The organism is Klebsiella sp. Sb-30 (genome assembly GCF_057652795.1).
In genome coordinates this window covers 4,176,278-4,191,161 of record NZ_CM172749.1, presented here as the reverse complement: position 1 = coordinate 4,191,161, position 14,884 = coordinate 4,176,278, and the positions used below count along the sequence as shown (strand labels likewise).

Annotated in this window: 14 protein-coding genes; 9 read left to right on the top strand and 5 right to left on the bottom strand. The window is 55.2% G+C overall.

Features of this window, described 5'->3' with window-relative positions:
• Positions 1-63: 63 nt before the first annotated feature.
• The 3 genes from olsF to ampH all read right to left on the bottom strand — a co-directional run bounded on the left by olsF (position 64) and on the right by ampH (position 4,213).
• A complete protein-coding gene (gene olsF, locus AC236I_RS19610; RefSeq protein ID WP_015585058.1) occupies positions 64-1,782 on the bottom strand; it encodes a bifunctional ornithine lipid synthase OlsF in 1,719 nt (572 codons plus the stop codon).
• A gap of 183 nt (positions 1,783-1,965) precedes the next feature.
• On the bottom strand, positions 1,966-2,940 hold the full coding sequence (gene hemB, locus AC236I_RS19605) for a porphobilinogen synthase (protein ID WP_004858446.1): 975 nt from the start codon (positions 2,938-2,940) through the stop codon (positions 1,966-1,968).
• 115 nt (positions 2,941-3,055) lie between these two features.
• Positions 3,056-4,213, bottom strand: coding sequence for a D-alanyl-D-alanine-carboxypeptidase/endopeptidase AmpH (gene ampH, locus AC236I_RS19600; protein WP_004858455.1), 1,158 nt, complete (start codon positions 4,211-4,213; stop codon positions 3,056-3,058).
• A gap of 221 nt (positions 4,214-4,434) precedes the next feature.
• Between ampH and AC236I_RS19595 the strand changes: the two genes are divergently transcribed.
• From AC236I_RS19595 to AC236I_RS19585, 3 genes are all read left to right on the top strand, one after another.
• On the top strand, positions 4,435-4,947 hold the full coding sequence (locus AC236I_RS19595; protein ID WP_463667031.1) for an isochorismatase family protein: 513 nt from the start codon (positions 4,435-4,437) through the stop codon (positions 4,945-4,947).
• 119 nt (positions 4,948-5,066) lie between these two features.
• The gene (sbmA, locus tag AC236I_RS19590; RefSeq protein ID WP_004858462.1) at positions 5,067-6,287 is read left to right on the top strand and encodes a peptide antibiotic transporter SbmA; all 1,221 of its coding nucleotides are present in this window, start codon (positions 5,067-5,069) and stop codon (positions 6,285-6,287) included.
• Positions 6,288-6,327: 40 nt separating this feature from the next.
• Positions 6,328-7,455 (top strand): DUF1615 domain-containing protein, encoded by a 1,128-nt coding sequence (locus AC236I_RS19585; protein WP_097357545.1) that lies wholly within the window; start codon positions 6,328-6,330, stop codon positions 7,453-7,455.
• Here AC236I_RS19585 and AC236I_RS19580 read toward each other — a convergent pair.
• Positions 7,452-7,754, bottom strand: a complete 303-nt coding sequence (locus AC236I_RS19580; protein ID WP_004858469.1) for a DUF2755 family protein — start codon at positions 7,752-7,754, stop codon at positions 7,452-7,454. The genes AC236I_RS19585 and AC236I_RS19580 overlap by 4 nt on opposite strands.
• Before the next feature lie 254 nt (positions 7,755-8,008).
• Between AC236I_RS19580 and AC236I_RS19575 the strand changes: the two genes are divergently transcribed.
• Positions 8,009-8,218 carry a DUF2754 family protein gene (locus tag AC236I_RS19575; RefSeq protein ID WP_004858472.1) on the top strand — a complete coding sequence of 70 codons (210 nt, stop codon included), beginning with the start codon at positions 8,009-8,011 and terminating at the stop codon, positions 8,216-8,218.
• 101 nt (positions 8,219-8,319) lie between these two features.
• Here the strand turns inward: AC236I_RS19575 and ddlA are convergent, their stop codons facing one another.
• Positions 8,320-9,417 (bottom strand): D-alanine--D-alanine ligase, encoded by a 1,098-nt coding sequence (gene ddlA / locus AC236I_RS19570; RefSeq protein ID WP_004858474.1) that lies wholly within the window; start codon positions 9,415-9,417, stop codon positions 8,320-8,322.
• 303 nt (positions 9,418-9,720) lie between these two features.
• Between ddlA and AC236I_RS19565 the strand changes: the two genes are divergently transcribed.
• The 5 genes from AC236I_RS19565 (at position 9,721) to iraP (ending at position 14,807) form a co-directional block, all read left to right on the top strand.
• Complete coding sequence (locus AC236I_RS19565; RefSeq protein ID WP_004858477.1) at positions 9,721-10,920, top strand: multidrug efflux MFS transporter; 1,200 nt, start codon at positions 9,721-9,723, stop codon at positions 10,918-10,920.
• Positions 10,921-11,099: 179 nt separating this feature from the next.
• Positions 11,100-11,864: a gluconate 5-dehydrogenase gene (idnO, locus tag AC236I_RS19560; protein ID WP_032716738.1), complete on the top strand. Its 765-nt coding sequence runs from the start codon at positions 11,100-11,102 to the stop codon at positions 11,862-11,864.
• Positions 11,865-11,969: 105 nt separating this feature from the next.
• Positions 11,970-13,259, top strand: a complete 1,290-nt coding sequence (locus tag AC236I_RS19555; protein ID WP_015585052.1) for an MFS transporter — start codon at positions 11,970-11,972, stop codon at positions 13,257-13,259.
• Between the two features lie 65 nt (positions 13,260-13,324).
• On the top strand, positions 13,325-14,317 hold the full coding sequence (gene idnR, locus AC236I_RS19550; RefSeq protein WP_004858486.1) for a DNA-binding transcriptional regulator IdnR: 993 nt from the start codon (positions 13,325-13,327) through the stop codon (positions 14,315-14,317).
• A gap of 229 nt (positions 14,318-14,546) precedes the next feature.
• A complete protein-coding gene (gene iraP / locus AC236I_RS19545) occupies positions 14,547-14,807 on the top strand; it encodes an anti-adapter protein IraP (protein ID WP_004858488.1) in 261 nt (86 codons plus the stop codon).
• Positions 14,808-14,884 lie beyond the last annotated feature (77 nt).

Here is a 14,884-nt window from a genome sequence, read left to right as displayed (position 1 = left end):
GAGATAACGCGCGATAAATGCGCGCCGATTTAGTGCTGATAGCGCGCCTCCGGGAAGAGGTCTTTATGCCGATTTTTGCCCGTCTAAATGCACCCCAATATAGCGCTGATAGCGGTTGGCCTTCAGATAGGTCAAATCTACCAGCACCAGACCATCCACGCAGTTGTTGAAATCCGGGTCGCTGCCGAAATCGATAAACTGCACGCCGCCAGGCTCGCAGACTTCCGAATACTGCTTATACAGCGGCGGGATCGCGCAGCCGAGGTTGCCGAGCAGGGATTTCAACCGCGCCAGGTCGTCGTTGTAATCTTCCCCGCCAAACTGCGCCAGCACATCCGGTAGGGAGGCAGGATAAGGGCGACGGGATTCCGCCAGCGGATGCGTCGCCGGGAACCACAGACGGTAGAATGCCACCAGCAGATCGCGAGCCGCGGGCGGCAGGCCGCCGGAAATGGAGACCGGGCCGAACAGATAGCGATAGTGCGGGTAGCGCGCCAGCCAGGCCCCGATGCCGCACCACAGATAATCCAGCCCGCGACGCCCCCAGTAGCGCGGCTGAATAAAGCTCCGACCCAGTTCAATCCCGTGGGTGAGGATATCCTCCATCCGCGCGTCGTAGTGAAACAGGCTGTAGCTATAGATCCCTTCCAGGCCGCGTTTTTCCAGCTGCATGGCGGTAGGCATAAAGCGATAGGCGCCGACGATTTCCAGGTCCTCTTCGTCCCACAGAATCAGGTGCAGGTAATCGTCATCATAGCTGTCAACGTCGCGGCGTTTGCCGCTGCCTTCGCCCACCGCGCGAAAGGCAATCTCGCGCAGGCGGCCCAGCTCGCGCAGCAGCGGCGCATCTTCCTTACCGTCGCGCTGCCACAGATAGATGATTTTGCCATCTGCCGTGCGCCCGAGGCACTCCGCCTGGCTGAGCTCGCGCTTAAGCAGGGCGCGATCCTCGGGACGGGCAATGGCGCTTTCTGTTTTAAATACCCCCGGCATCCCTTTGCCCAGCCGCTCAACGTGGCGATAGAAGCGATCCGCCAGTTCGCGCGGAGGCGTTTGCGCGCTGTACCACGAGGACCAGGCAATCTGTTGACCGATAGCGATCGGCAGGCTGCTGTTACGCCGGCGGAACATTTGCTGCATCAGTAGCAGCAGCGGCAGATTGTCGGAGAGCAGAGTGCTGGCGTAAAACAGCGCGCTGTTGTGCGCCCGGATCCATACCGGCAGCAGCGGGGCGCGGTACCTGGTCGCCAGTTTGATAAAGCCAGAGTGCCATTTTTTATCGCGGATCCCCCGGCGCGTCGGGCGTGAGACTTCTCCCGCAGGGAAAAAGATCAGCACGCCGCCGTTCTGCAGCTGGTTATCCATCTGTTGCAGCGCAGTTTTGGCGGTACGGCCGTTGATATTGTCAACGGGAATAAACAGCGAGCTCAGCGGTTCAAGATGGGTTAACAGGCGGTTAGTCACGACTTTGACATCGCGGCGCACGCGGGAAACGGCATAGAGTAACGCCAGGCCGTCAAGCGTGCCGGTGGGGTGGTTAGCGACGATCACCAGCGGACCGTGTTCAGGGATTTGTTCCAGATCGTGTGCCGGGATGGCGCAGCGGATATTGAGATGTTCGAGCACCTGTTCGACCGTATCAAGCCCTTTCAGGTGGCGATGGCGAGCGGCAAATTGTTGAAACTCTTCCTCATGGAGTAATTTTCTGAGTAGTTTTTTTTGCCAGGGGGCAGGCCTCGCCTGAGGCCACAGGTCGTCGAGTACATTGTCGAGACTAAACATAGCGCTTCCTCCTCCGTCCTGCCCAGACAGTAGAAGGTGCAGATGTCGCTCAGATTACAGTTGAGTGAAGATTTGGGACTGGCGCGAGTTCATTCCCCCGGGTTGCGGCTGGCGCCTGAACGGGGCTACCGGAGCAGGCCGTAGCCCCGGTATGCGTAGGGCTACCGGGGGAATGACGGGAAATTAACGCAGGATTTTCTTTTCAGCCAGATCGAGGGCGAAGTAGCTGAAGATCAGATCGGCACCGGCGCGCTTAATGGCACCGAGGCTTTCCAGCACCACTTTTTCTTCGTCGATAGCGCCGGCCTGAGCGGCAAATTTGATCATCGCGTATTCGCCGCTCACCTGATAGGCGCCGAGGGGCAGATCGCTGCGTTCGCGGATATCGCGCAGAATATCAAGATAGGCGCCGGCTGGTTTGACCATCAGGCAATCTGCGCCCTGGGCTTCATCCAGCAGGGATTCGCGAATAGCTTCACGGCGGTTCATCGGGCTCATCTGGTAGGTTTTACGATCGCCTTTCAGCGCGGTACCGGCCGCTTCGCGGAACGGGCCATAGAATGAAGAGGCAAACTTGGTGGAGTAGGACATGATGGCCGTACGGGTAAAACCGGCGGCGTCCAGCGCCTGGCGAATCGCCTGCACCTGACCATCCATTGCCGCGGAGGGCGCGATAAAATCGGCGCCTGCCGCAGCGGCAACCACCGCCTGTTTGCCAAGGTTCACCAGGGTAGCGTCGTTGTCGACGCCGTGGTCGCACAATACGCCGCAGTGGCCGTGTGAAGTGTATTCACAGAAGCAGGTATCGGACATAACAATCATCTCCGGTACTGCGTCCTTACTGATGCGTGACATACGCGCCACCAGGCCGTTCTCATTCCAGGCATCGCTGCCGGTCGCGTCGGTATGGTGCGAAATACCGAAGGTCATCACCGAGCGGATACCGGCGTTGGCGATACGCTCGATTTCCCGCGCCAGGTATTTTTCCGGAATACGCATCACGCCAGGCATGGCTTCGATGGCTTTGTAATCGTCGATTTCTTCTTCAACAAAGATCGGCAACACCAGGTCATTCAAACTCAGTGTTGTCTCTTCAAACATGGCGCGCAGCGCAGCGGATTGACGCAAACGGCGGGGGCGAGTGATTAAATCTGTCATGGTTTGCCTGATTTTGTGAAATGAAAACAACAAGTCTAACCGAAATTCCGGTGAGATGTTTCGCCAAAGGAAGCATTAAGCCCACGTTACCCTGGAACCCATGCCGTGATGACGATCAGGACTCCGGGATCGGCGCCGGCTGTCCGCCGCTGAGTTCGCTGACCAGATCGTTAATACCGTTGCTCATATTGCTAAAACGGGTCAGCGATGAGCGGGTGACCACCACAAAGGCACCAATATTTGCCTGCGGGTTCATGGCCATATAGGTAATGAATCCACCGCCGCCGCCGGTTTTTTGAATAATCCCCGGATGGCCATCTTTCGGTTTCATATAGACCCAGCCAAGACCCAGAGCGTCCGCTTTGCCCGGCACATCCATACCGATAACCCGTGTTAGCTGGCTACGTTGATAAATCAACGTCTGCATACGGTCAGCCTGCTGCCCGCGGGTATAGAAATCGGAGGAAAGGAACTGCTGCATCCAGCGCATCATATCGCCCGGCGTCGAGTAGACGCCGCCGCTGCCGATTGCCGCCAGCGTATTGTTGCACGGGCTGGCGCCTTTCTCGGCGACCATCAGGCGGCGGCACTGATCCGGTGAAGGGGTAAAGGTGGTGTCTTTCATACCCAGCGGCCGGGTGATTTGCTCTTCAAATAGCTGCGGATAGGGTTTTCCCGCTGCCGTAGAAAGGGCGTCTGCCAGCAGATCGAACGCGAGGTTAGAGTAAGCGGCCTGCGATCCCGGGGCCGCTTTCAGCGATGCTGTCGACAGCCACGACCAGCGATCCTGGCGCGTTGGCCAGACGAAGACCGGACGATGCGCCGCACCACCGGGCTGTTCGCGCGGCAGCGCGCTGGTGTGGGTCGCCAGGTTGACCAACGTAATCGGCGTGCCCTGATACGTCGGTACCCGGGCACCCGGCGGCGCGTATTTACTGAGCGGGTCGTTGAGCTTGACGACGCCCTGATCGAGCATTTTTACCAGCATCTCGCTGGTCATCAGTTTACTCAGCGAAGCAATGCGGATAACCGAATCCAGCTGCGGATGCTCATTGTTGCCCGGACGCGTTTCGCCAAAGCTACGAAACACGCGCTGGTTGCCATCAATAACAACCAGCGCCATGCCGGTGGCACCGCTACCGTAATAGATATGGTTGGCGTAACGATCGACCACATTGGCGGCAAATTCCGGGTCAACGATCGGTTGAGCTGCCTGGACCGATGTCCATGACGCCGCACACAGCGCAGCAAAAATAAGCAGACTACGTTTCAACTGGGGTATCCATAATGATAAGAAGAGATATAGGGCATATTTATACTACGAAGCGCGGCTGAACGAAGTGGAATAACGACAATATTTAGCAGAAAAACGTAACCGTGCGTAAAAAGGACTTTTTTATGCTTTCGGATATCCGCTTTCTCCGGTGGGCGCGTATGATGAGCGTTTGATGTATCGGGTGACGAGAGAGAAACATGGCGGCTCAACGAGTGGTGATGGTAGTAGATATGCAAAATGGCGTCTTTGCGACGCCGCGTATTGAGCGCGAACGCTGCGTCGCGCATATTAACCGTCTGATTCGCGCCGCGGATCGCGTGATTTTTATTCAGCATGCCGAGGACGGCGGTCTGGAAGAGGGGAGTGCAGGCTTTGCGCTGCTGGCGGATCTGGAACCCCCCGCAGACGCCCTCTATGTCACCAAAACCGCCTGCGATGCGTTCTATAAAACGCGTCTTGAGCAGGTACTGAGCGAGCATCAAATCCACCAGTTCGTGATTTGCGGCTGCGCGACCGATTACTGTGTCGATACCACCATCAAAAACGGCGCCAGCCGCGGCTATGCCATCACCGTGGCTGAGGATGCGCACACCACGGCGAACCGTCCGGCTGCGCAGGCCGTAACGCTGATTGACCACTACAACGACGTCTGGCGTACGCTAACCGTACCCGGCAATCCCGTACGCGTGAAATCCGTAGAAACAATTCTGGCCGAATGGCAGACGAACTAAGCTGCTGATATTTGGTCTCATCATCCGACCGCCCTCCCCAGGCTGCTACAGTGATGCGGCGGGCGTTTTCGTGGTACACAGCATAGCCAGAACGATAAAGAAGTTAGCAGGAGTAGATGATGTTTAAATCTTTTTTCCCCAAACCGGGGCCGTTTTTTCTTTCTGCCTTTGTCTGGTCGCTGCTTGCAGTGATCTTTTGGCAGGCGGGCGGTGGCGACTGGCTGCTGCGTTTGACCGGGGCATCACAAAATGTTGCCATCAGCGCTGCGCGATTCTGGTCGCTGAACTATCTGGTATTTTATGCCTACTACGTTTTCTGCGTGGGCATTTTTGCGCTGTTTTGGTTTACCTACAGCCCACACCGCTGGCAATACTGGTCGATTCTCGGCACCTCTTTGATCATCTTTGTAACCTGGTTTCTGGTGGAAGTTGGGGTCGCGATCAACGCCTGGTATGCGCCGTTCTACGATCTGATCCAGACCGCGCTGGCCACGCCGCATAAAGTCAGTATTAACCAGTTCTATCAGGAAATTGGCGTGTTCCTCGGCATTGCGGTGATCGCGGTGATAATTGGCGTGATGAACAACTTTTTCGTCAGCCACTACGTTTTCCGCTGGCGTACGGCGATGAACGAACACTATATGGCCCACTGGCATCACCTGCGCCACATCGAAGGTGCCGCTCAGCGTGTGCAGGAAGATACCATGCGCTTTGCCTCTACCCTTGAGGATATGGGCGTGAGCTTTATCAACGCCGTGATGACGCTGATTGCCTTCCTGCCGGTGCTGGTCACGCTGTCTGAACACGTGCCGGATCTGCCGATTGTAGGTCACCTGCCGTATGGCCTGGTGATTGCAGCGGTGGTGTGGTCACTGATGGGGACCGGCCTGCTGGCGGTCGTGGGGATCAAACTGCCGGGGCTGGAATTTAAAAACCAGCGCGTGGAAGCGGCGTATCGTAAAGAGCTGGTGTATGGCGAAGATGATGAATCCCGCGCCACGCCGCCGACAGTGCGCGAGCTGTTTAGCGCCGTTCGTCGCAACTATTTCCGCCTCTATTTCCACTACATGTATTTCAACATCGCCCGCATTCTTTATCTGCAGGTGGATAACGTTTTCGGTTTGTTCCTGCTGTTTCCGTCGATCGTTGCCGGTACGATTACGTTGGGCCTGATGACGCAGATTACCAACGTGTTCGGCCAGGTACGCGGCTCGTTCCAGTACCTGATTAGCTCGTGGACGACGCTGGTGGAACTGATGTCCATCTACAAACGTCTGCGTAGTTTTGAACGCGAACTGGATGGTAAAGAGCTGCAGCCTGTTACCCAGACGCTAAACTGATTACCGATCCCCACCCATAGCAGAGGCAGATTGAAGGATGATGCAAAGACAAGGAAAGTGCAGGGCAGCCGCGGTACCACGTCGAGTTTCCTGCGTCCTGACGCTGTTGGCTGGGGTTGTTCTGAGCGCCTGTACCAGCAACACGGCGCCGGTACTGAAAGAGGGCGAAAAGCCCGTTGACGTTGCCGCGGTGGTGCGGCAAAAAATGCCCGCCAGCGTGAAGGACAGGGATGAATGGGCGCAGGCGATTGCCAAAACCTTCGAAAGTCAGAAGCTGGCACCGACGGAAGAGAACGTCTGTTCGGTGCTGGCCGTCGCGCAGCAGGAGTCCAACTATCAATCCGATCCGGTGGTGCCGGGGCTGAGCAAAATCGCCTGGCAAGAGATAGACCGCCGGGCCGAGAAGATGCATATCCCGGTTTTCCTTGTGCACACGGCGCTGAAAATTCCGTCACCCAACGGCAAAAGCTACAGCGAGCGGCTGGATAACGTGAAAACGGAAAAGCAGCTTAGCGCCGTGTTTGACGATTTTATCGGCATGGTGCCTATGGGGCAGAAGTTATTCGGTTCACTTAACCCGGTGCATACCGGCGGACCAATGCAGGTGAGCATTGCGTTTGCCGAACAGCATACCGATGGCTACCCGTGGAAAATCAACGGCACCGTGCGCCAGGAAGTGTTCAGCCTGCGCGGCGGCCTGTGGTTTGGTACCCGGCACCTGCTCAACTATCCGGCGAACTACAGCGTGCCGCTGTACCGTTTTGCAGATTTTAACGCGGGCTGGTACGCCAGCCGCAATGCTGCGTTTCAGAATGCCGTCAGTAAAGCGAGCGGCGTGAAGCTGGCGCTGGACGGTGATTTAATTCGTTATGATAGCGATGATGCAGGGACGACGGAGCTGGCGGTACGCCGTTTAGCCGGGCAGCTGGCGATGAGTGATGATGACATCCACCGGCAGTTGAAAAAAGGCGACAGCCTGGCGTTTGAAAAAACCGAACTGTACCAACAGGTTTTCCGTCTGGCGGATAAGAAAGCAGGCAAAGCGCTGCCGCGGGAGATACTGCCGGGGATTCAGCTTGAGAGCCCTAAAATTACGCGCAATCTGACCACGGCCTGGTTTGCGAAACGCGTTGATGAGAGGCGGGCCAGCTGTATGGCGCGTCGCTAGCGATTATCGCTCCAGCGCAGGATAAGCCCCAGTACGCCGATCAACAGGCCGCCGAACAGGAAGGGGATCAGACCAAACAGGGTCCCCACCGCCAGCCCAATCTTAATTCGGGGCGAGCTGTTGTCCTGGATTTGCATCAGGTGCTCGAAAACGCCGGGGGCATGTACCAGCATACTTAACATCTGCGCGCCGGCCCAGAAACAGAACAGCACAAACAGGGCATAGGCAATATTGCTGCGGGTGATGGCACTTCTTTTTTTAGCGGCAATAAGTGATTTTGAAAAGGCGAACTCAGCCATCTTACCCTCCGAACTTGACTGACCTGCTGGTGTGCATCGCGGCATAGCGATTATTCTGGCAGCGGGAAGGGGTTCTCAGTATCAGATTGCTGGTAATTTACGACCAGGAATATTCCTGTTTTCTACCCGGGAGCGGGTGGGCGGATCATTTTGCGGAACTTAGAGCGATATCCCAATGTGTGATAATTCTCCCCGGGGCTACAGACCGCGGATTCCGGCTGTGCGAAGATGCTTTTTTTGTTGTCGGAGGGGCCATGAAACTCACTGAAAAAATTCGCCGTGACTGGCATTACTACGCGTTTGCGCTGGGATTAATTTTTATTCTGAACGGCGTGGTGGGGCTGCTGGGCTTTGAAACGCAAGGCTGGCAATCCTATGCCGTCGGGCTGGTGACCTGGGTGATTAGCTTCTGGATTGCAGGAAAGATTATCCGCCGCCGCCAGACCGGGGTGGAAGAAGCCTAGGCCGGACGCGTTCTCCGTAGCGGGAAGGTGGCCGGGATTGCGGCGCTGCGTCTCAGATAGCCCGGGTAAGGCGCCACGCGCCGTCACCCGGGAAAAGACAATCAGTTCATGGATGTCTTCAGCGCGCGGTCTGCCGCATGGCGCTCCAGCGCCAGTTCAATCAGGCGGCTGATCAGGCTGGTGTAGTCCAGGCCGCTGGCCTGCCACAGCTTCGGATACATACTGATGTTGGTAAAACCTGGCAGCGTATTGATTTCGTTGATGATAACTTCGTTCTCTTCCGTCAGGAAAACATCAACGCGGGCCATGCCGCTGCAGCCCAGCGTCTGGTAGGCCTGAATGGCAATATCGCGAATTTTATCGTTGATATCGCTGGCAATGGCCGCAGGAACCACCACTTTCGCCCCCTGATCGTCGATGTACTTGGTATCGTAGGCGTAGAACTCGCTGTTGAGGACGATTTCGCCGCAGGTACTGGCCTGAGGATGATCGTTCCCCAGCACCGCACACTCAATTTCCCGTCCTTTAATTCCTTGTTCCACCACCACTTTATGGTCGAATTCAAAGGCCAACGCGACCGCCTGCTGGTACTGCTCTTCGCTGTTGACTTTGCTGACGCCTACCGAAGAACCCTGGTTGGCCGGTTTGACGAACAGCGGCAGGCCGAGTTTGTCTTGCACCTGCGTAAAGCTGAACTGCTGGCGATTGGCGCGAGTCAGGGTGATGAACGGGGCAATCGCCAGTCCGGCATCACGCAGCAGGCGCTTGGTGACGTCTTTGTCCATACAGGCGGCGGACCCGAGGACGTCGGAACCGACGAAGGGCAGGTTAGCCATGCGCAGCATGCCCTGCAGCGATCCGTCTTCCCCGAGGGTACCGTGAACAATCGGGAAAATCACATCGATGGCGGCCAGCGGTTGGCCGCTGTCGGCGTTGATCAGCTGCTGCGCGTCACGGCCAGGAATTTGCGCCAGGGTGACGTCGGAAGGACGCAGGGCGATACGGGCAGGATCCTGCGGGTTTAACAGATAGTTACCGGCATCGTTGATATGCCAGAGTCCCTGTTTATCAATGCCGAGCAGAACGACATCAAAGCGTGTTTTATCAATTGCTTCAACGATATTTTTCGCCGATTGCAGCGACACTTCATGTTCTGCCGACTTACCGCCAAAAACGATCCCAACCCTCATCTTAGCCATTTCAACTTCCATCCTGATGACAACAAAGCACATAACATAGCATGTGCAATGCGCGCATGGCTGCCAGAATGTTGCTCCTGGAAAGCGGCAGGCTAAAAGCTGTTCGATTGCCGTCCAGCGCACCCTGCAGGTCAGCAGAACGCGCTGAAGGGGCGGCGGTTGGTCCTGATAATGTTCGACAAAAAATTTAATCGAGCGATAAAACACTAAACTCAGGCTCAGCGCATCTCTGGTAATACGTCGATGAGTGGAAATTGCTAAGCTAGATAATAATTCACAAAAAATTAATGAATACGTGTAGTTATGGAATCCTGGAAGGTCAATCTCATCTCCGTCTGGTTTGGTTGCTTTTTCACCGGCCTGGCGATCAGTCAAATTCTGCCTTTTTTGCCGCTTTATGTTTCTCAGCTCGGCGTGACGTCTCACGAGGCGTTATCGATGTGGTCGGGGCTGACGTTCAGCGTCACCTTCCTTGTATCGGCTATTGTCTCACCCATGTGGGGCAGTCTGGCCGATCGTAAAGGGCGTAAGCTGATGCTGCTGCGCGCCTCGCTGGGTATGGCGATTGCCATTCTGCTTCAGGCCTTCGCCACCAACGTCTGGCAGCTGTTTATCCTGCGTGCGGTAATGGGGTTGACCTCAGGCTATATTCCGAACGCGATGGCGCTGGTGGCCTCTCAGGTACCGCGGGAACGCAGCGGCTGGGCGCTCAGTACGCTATCGACGGCGCAAATCAGCGGCGTTATCGGCGGGCCGCTACTGGGCGGTTTCCTGGCCGACCATGTTGGGCTGCGGGCGGTCTTTTTTATCACCGCGATTCTGCTGACGGTCAGTTTTCTCGTCACGCTATTTCTGATTAAAGAGGGCGTCCGGCCGCAGACCAGCAAGGCCGATCGCTTAAGCGGCAGGGAAGTGCTGGCGTCGCTACCTTATCCTGGGCTGGTGATTAGCCTGTTTTTCACAACCCTGGTCATTCAACTGTGCAATGGCTCTATCGGCCCCATACTGGCGTTGTTTATCAAGTCAATGGCGCCGGACAGCAACAATATCGCCTTTCTCGCCGGGATGATTGCCGCGGTACCCGGAGTTTCCGCGCTGATCTCCGCGCCGCGTTTAGGCAAACTTGGCGATCGCATCGGAACCTCGCGCATCCTGCTGGCCACATTGTGCTGCGCGGTGGTGATGTTTTTCGCCATGTCGTTCGTCACCACCCCGCTGCAGCTGGGCGTCTTGCGTTTTCTGCTAGGCTTTGCCGATGGCGCAATGTTGCCGGCGGTGCAGACTCTGCTGCTCAAATACAGCAGTGATAAGGTGACCGGGCGTATTTTCGGTTATAACCAGTCGTTTATGTACCTGGGAAATGTGGTCGGGCCGCTGATTGGCGCTTCGGTATCGGCAATGGCCGGTTTTCGCTGGGTCTTTATCGCAACCGCAGTTATCGTGCTGATTAACCTTTGGCAGCTGGCCGTGATGCTGCAACGCAGTCGCCGTACCGCCGCCTAGCGCCTTTCTCGCGGCATTTACGCCCGGGCGTAAATGCCGCGTTCAGATGTCCATCTTCTGCCTGTCTCCTGTAAATGTCGCACTGATCACAAATTGATCATTTCTCTTCTTTTCCCTCTTTAAAATACAACTGTTACGCGTATACAGTTACGCATAACAGTACATGGAAAAGAGTTTTTATGAGAAATTTATTCGATTTATCCGGCAAGCGCGCGCTGATCACCGGCTCCGCCAGAGGTATTGGCTATCTGCTGGCGGAAGGTCTGGCGGAGTATGGGGCCGAGATTATTATCAATGACCGCACGCAGCAGAAAGCAGACGCCGCGGCGCAGGCGCTGCGTGAGCAGGGCTATCGTGCGACGGGCGTGGCTTTCGATGTTACCCGCAGCGTCGAGGTTGAACAGGCCATTGCGCGGATTGAGGCGCAGATCGGGGCGATTGATATTTTGATTAACAACGCCGGGATCCAGCGTCGTTATCCCTTCACCGAATTTCCTGAGGATGAATGGGACCAGGTGATTGAGGTTAACCAGAAAGGGGTTTTCCTTGTTTCTCAGCAGGTGGCTAAATATATGATGATGCGCCGCTCAGGGAAAATAATTAATATTTGTTCAATGCAGAGTGAATTAGGTCGTAAGACTATTACACCGTATGCCGCATCGAAAGGGGCGGTCAAAATGCTGACGCGTGGAATGTGTGTGGAGCTGGCCGAATATAATATTCAGGTTAATGGTATTGCTCCGGGTTATTTTGCCACAGAAATGACCGCAGCATTAGTTAACGATCGGGATTTTTCTGCCTGGCTGTATCAAAGAACCCCAGCTGCGCGCTGGGGAAAACCGGAAGAATTAATTGGCGCCGCGGTCTATCTGGCCTCCCCTGCGGCTAATTTTGTGAATGGACATCTGTTGTTTGTTGATGGCGGGATGCTTGCCGCCGTTTGAGTCCTGCATCGCCTTTTAGCGGCCGCACGTCGGCCGCCAAAAAGCTGATGAATATATAAAATAATGACCCCCCGTTTGATTATGCACTTTATCTGAGGATGGCATATGCAAATGCTCGCGAAATTACCAGCGCGTCGCTGGTGGTATTTAATGCCGGTAATTTTTATTACCTATAGTCTGGCGTATCTCGATCGTGCGAATTATGGTTTTGCCGCCGCTGCCGGTATTGAAAGTGATTTAGGTATTACCAAAGGAACGGCATCACTGATTGGCGCTTTGTTCTTCCTGGGCTATTTCTTTTTCCAGGTTCCCGGTGCGATGTACGCCGTAAAACGCAGCGTACGAAAAATGATTTTCTTCAGCCTGGTACTATGGGGCTTTTGCGCGGCGGCCACCGGGTTTGTCAGCAATATTCCGATGTTAATGGTTATTCGCTTTACGCTCGGGATCGTCGAGGCGGCGGTGATGCCGGCGATGCTGATTTATATCAGCAACTGGTTTACCAAAACCGAGCGTTCACGCGCCAATACCTTCCTGATTCTTGGCAACCCGGTGACGGTATTGTGGATGTCGATTGTCTCCGGCTACCTGATTCAGTCCTGGGGCTGGCGGGAAATGTTTATTATCGAAGGCATTCCGGCGGTGCTATGGGCTATCTGCTGGTGGATTCTGGTGCGGGATAAACCGTCGGAAGTCTCCTGGCTGAATGCGCAGGAGAAGCAGGTTCTGCAACAGGCGATGGATAGCGAACAGAGCCATATCAAACCGGTGCGCAACTATGGCGAGGCGCTGCGTTCACGAAACGTAATCATGCTGTGCGCCGTCCATGCGCTGTGGAGTATCGGGGTTTATGGCTTCATGATGTGGATGCCGTCAATTCTGAAAAATGCCGCGCAGATGGATATCGTTGCCGTCGGTTGGCTGGCGGCGGTTCCCTATCTGGCGGCGATTTGTCTGATGCTGACGGTCTCCTGGCTGTCGGATAAATTCCAGAATCGTAAACTGTTCATCTGGCCGCTGTTGCTGATTGCCGCCGTGGCGTTTTTCGGCTCCTGGATGATCGGCAATCAGTCTTTCTGGTTCTCCTACGGGCTGCTGGTTATCGCCGCCGCCTGTATGTATGCGCCGTATGGTCCCTTTTTCGCGCTGATCCCGGAGCTGCTGCCGCGCAACGTGTCGGGGGTGTCGATGGGATTAATTAATAGCTTCGGCGCGCTCGGTGCGTTCCTTGGCGCCTGGCTGGTGGGATATCTGAATGGCATCATGGGCGGGCCTGGCGCGTCGTACACCTTTATGGCCATTGCGCTGCTGGCATCGGTGGTGCTGATGTACAACGTGCGGGCCAACGACGATCGAACGGCTGCGCTGATGACGACAAAAAAGCTTGCGGGTTAACAGAATCGAAGCTGCTGTGGTAAGGTTCTCTGCGAGCATATGAGTCGTTTGTCGCAGAGAACCCGATGAAAAACAACCGGATGACATTACAGGATATCGCGAACCTGGCCGGGCTTAATAAAATGACGGTCAGCCGTTATTTACGAGACCCGGGCCAGGTATCGCAGCGTAGCCGTGAATTGATCGCTAAGGTCATGGAAGAGAACAACTATATTCCTAACCGGGCGCCGGAAATTCTGCTCAATGCCCGCAGTAAAACCATCGGCGTGCTGATTCCCTCCTTTCGTAACCAGATATTCGCCGATGTGCTCGCCGGTATTGAATCCGTCACTTCTGCCCACCAGTATCAGACCCTGATTGCCAATTACGGCTACGATCCGCAGCGTGAAGAGCGCGAAGTGCTCAATTTACTCTCCTACAATATCGATGGGCTGATTCTCACCGGCAAGCAGCACACTGACCGCATGATCCAGTATGTCCGCGCCAGCGGTATCCCGGTCGCGGAGCTGATGGACATCGGCGGGCAGCCGCTCGATATCCAGGTGGGATTTGATAACGAGAAAGCCGGCTGGGATATGGCTCATGCGTTTCTCGAAAGCGGCAAACGAAAAATCGCCTTTTTTGGTTCGATGGACGATCCCCGCGATGTGAGTCGTTTCCGCGGGACTGAACAGGCGGTGGCGGCCTGTGGCCTGCAGGCGTATCACATCACGCCGCGTACCATCTCCTCGGTGGCGCTGGGCCGGCAGATGTTCCTGCAAATGCAGCAGTCGCACCCGGATATCGACGCGATTTTTTGTACCAATGACGATCTGGCGGTCGGCGTGCTGCTGGAGTGTCAGGCGCAGGGGATTGCGGTGCCGCAGGAGATAGCGATTGCCGGCTTCCACGGGCTGGAAATTGGTCGTGCGCGGCTGCAAAAAATCGCTAGCGTCATTACTCCTCGTTATGACATCGGTAAAACGGCGAGTGAAATCCTGATTGCCCGTCTGGCGGGGAAAGACGCGCCAGATAGCGTGAATTTGGCCTATCAGATATATTATGGCGATACGTTATAATTATTACCGGAATAGCAATATTCTTTTTTATTATTATCTATTGAATTTAGTTATGAAAGGTATTGTTCTTGCCTTGAGTTTATTCCTGGTGGCGATCGTCGAATGAGCAAAACGTTTCGCTTATTATATTGAGAGATAAACAACCATTTTTAAAAAATAATACTGGTATCCGATGGCGAATGTATGACATAACTAGCAAATAATGGAACCCGCATAAGGATACAGTGCTGTGAAGAATCTGATTGCTGAACTACTGGTAAACCTGGCGCAAAAGGAGGAAGAAGCGAAGGAACTGACGGTGCAGGTTGAGGCGCTGGAAGTTGTGGTGACGGCGCTGCTTCGCCATATGGCGCAGGATGCGCAGCAGGCACTAATTAACGATATTGAGCACGCTATTGAGCAGGCGAGCCCCGGTCCGCTGGTGGACGATCGCGACGCTCAGCTGCTGCAGCAATATATAAAAAAGCTGTTACGGCATCCGCGTAGTTAGTTCTTTTGACAGGACATGGATGCTGTCATTTTACTGTCATCTCGCTTTTATAAAGTCTCCCTCGTTTTGTTTTTTAA

What these genes read in the sequence shown, in the direction of transcription:
- AC236I_RS19585 (WP_097357545.1), top strand. Translation starts at nt 6,328, where the DNA reads ATGCAAAGACAAGGAAAGTGCAGGGCAGCCGCGGTACCACGTCGAGTT.
- olsF (WP_015585058.1), bottom strand. Translation starts at nt 1,782, where the DNA reads ATGTTTAGTCTCGACAATGTACTCGACGACCTGTGGCCTCAGGCGAGG.
- hemB (WP_004858446.1), bottom strand. Translation starts at nt 2,940, where the DNA reads ATGACAGATTTAATCACTCGCCCCCGCCGTTTGCGTCAATCCGCTGCG.
- AC236I_RS19595 (WP_463667031.1), top strand. Translation starts at nt 4,435, where the DNA reads ATGGTAGTAGATATGCAAAATGGCGTCTTTGCGACGCCGCGTATTGAG.
- AC236I_RS19565 (WP_004858477.1), top strand. Translation starts at nt 9,721, where the DNA reads ATGGAATCCTGGAAGGTCAATCTCATCTCCGTCTGGTTTGGTTGCTTT.
- ddlA (WP_004858474.1), bottom strand. Translation starts at nt 9,417, where the DNA reads ATGGCTAAGATGAGGGTTGGGATCGTTTTTGGCGGTAAGTCGGCAGAA.
- idnR (WP_004858486.1), top strand. Translation starts at nt 13,325, where the DNA reads ATGAAAAACAACCGGATGACATTACAGGATATCGCGAACCTGGCCGGG.
- AC236I_RS19575 (WP_004858472.1), top strand. Translation starts at nt 8,009, where the DNA reads ATGAAACTCACTGAAAAAATTCGCCGTGACTGGCATTACTACGCGTTT.
- AC236I_RS19555 (WP_015585052.1), top strand. Translation starts at nt 11,970, where the DNA reads ATGCAAATGCTCGCGAAATTACCAGCGCGTCGCTGGTGGTATTTAATG.
- sbmA (WP_004858462.1), top strand. Translation starts at nt 5,067, where the DNA reads ATGTTTAAATCTTTTTTCCCCAAACCGGGGCCGTTTTTTCTTTCTGCC.
- idnO (WP_032716738.1), top strand. Translation starts at nt 11,100, where the DNA reads ATGAGAAATTTATTCGATTTATCCGGCAAGCGCGCGCTGATCACCGGC.
- AC236I_RS19580 (WP_004858469.1), bottom strand. Translation starts at nt 7,754, where the DNA reads ATGGCTGAGTTCGCCTTTTCAAAATCACTTATTGCCGCTAAAAAAAGA.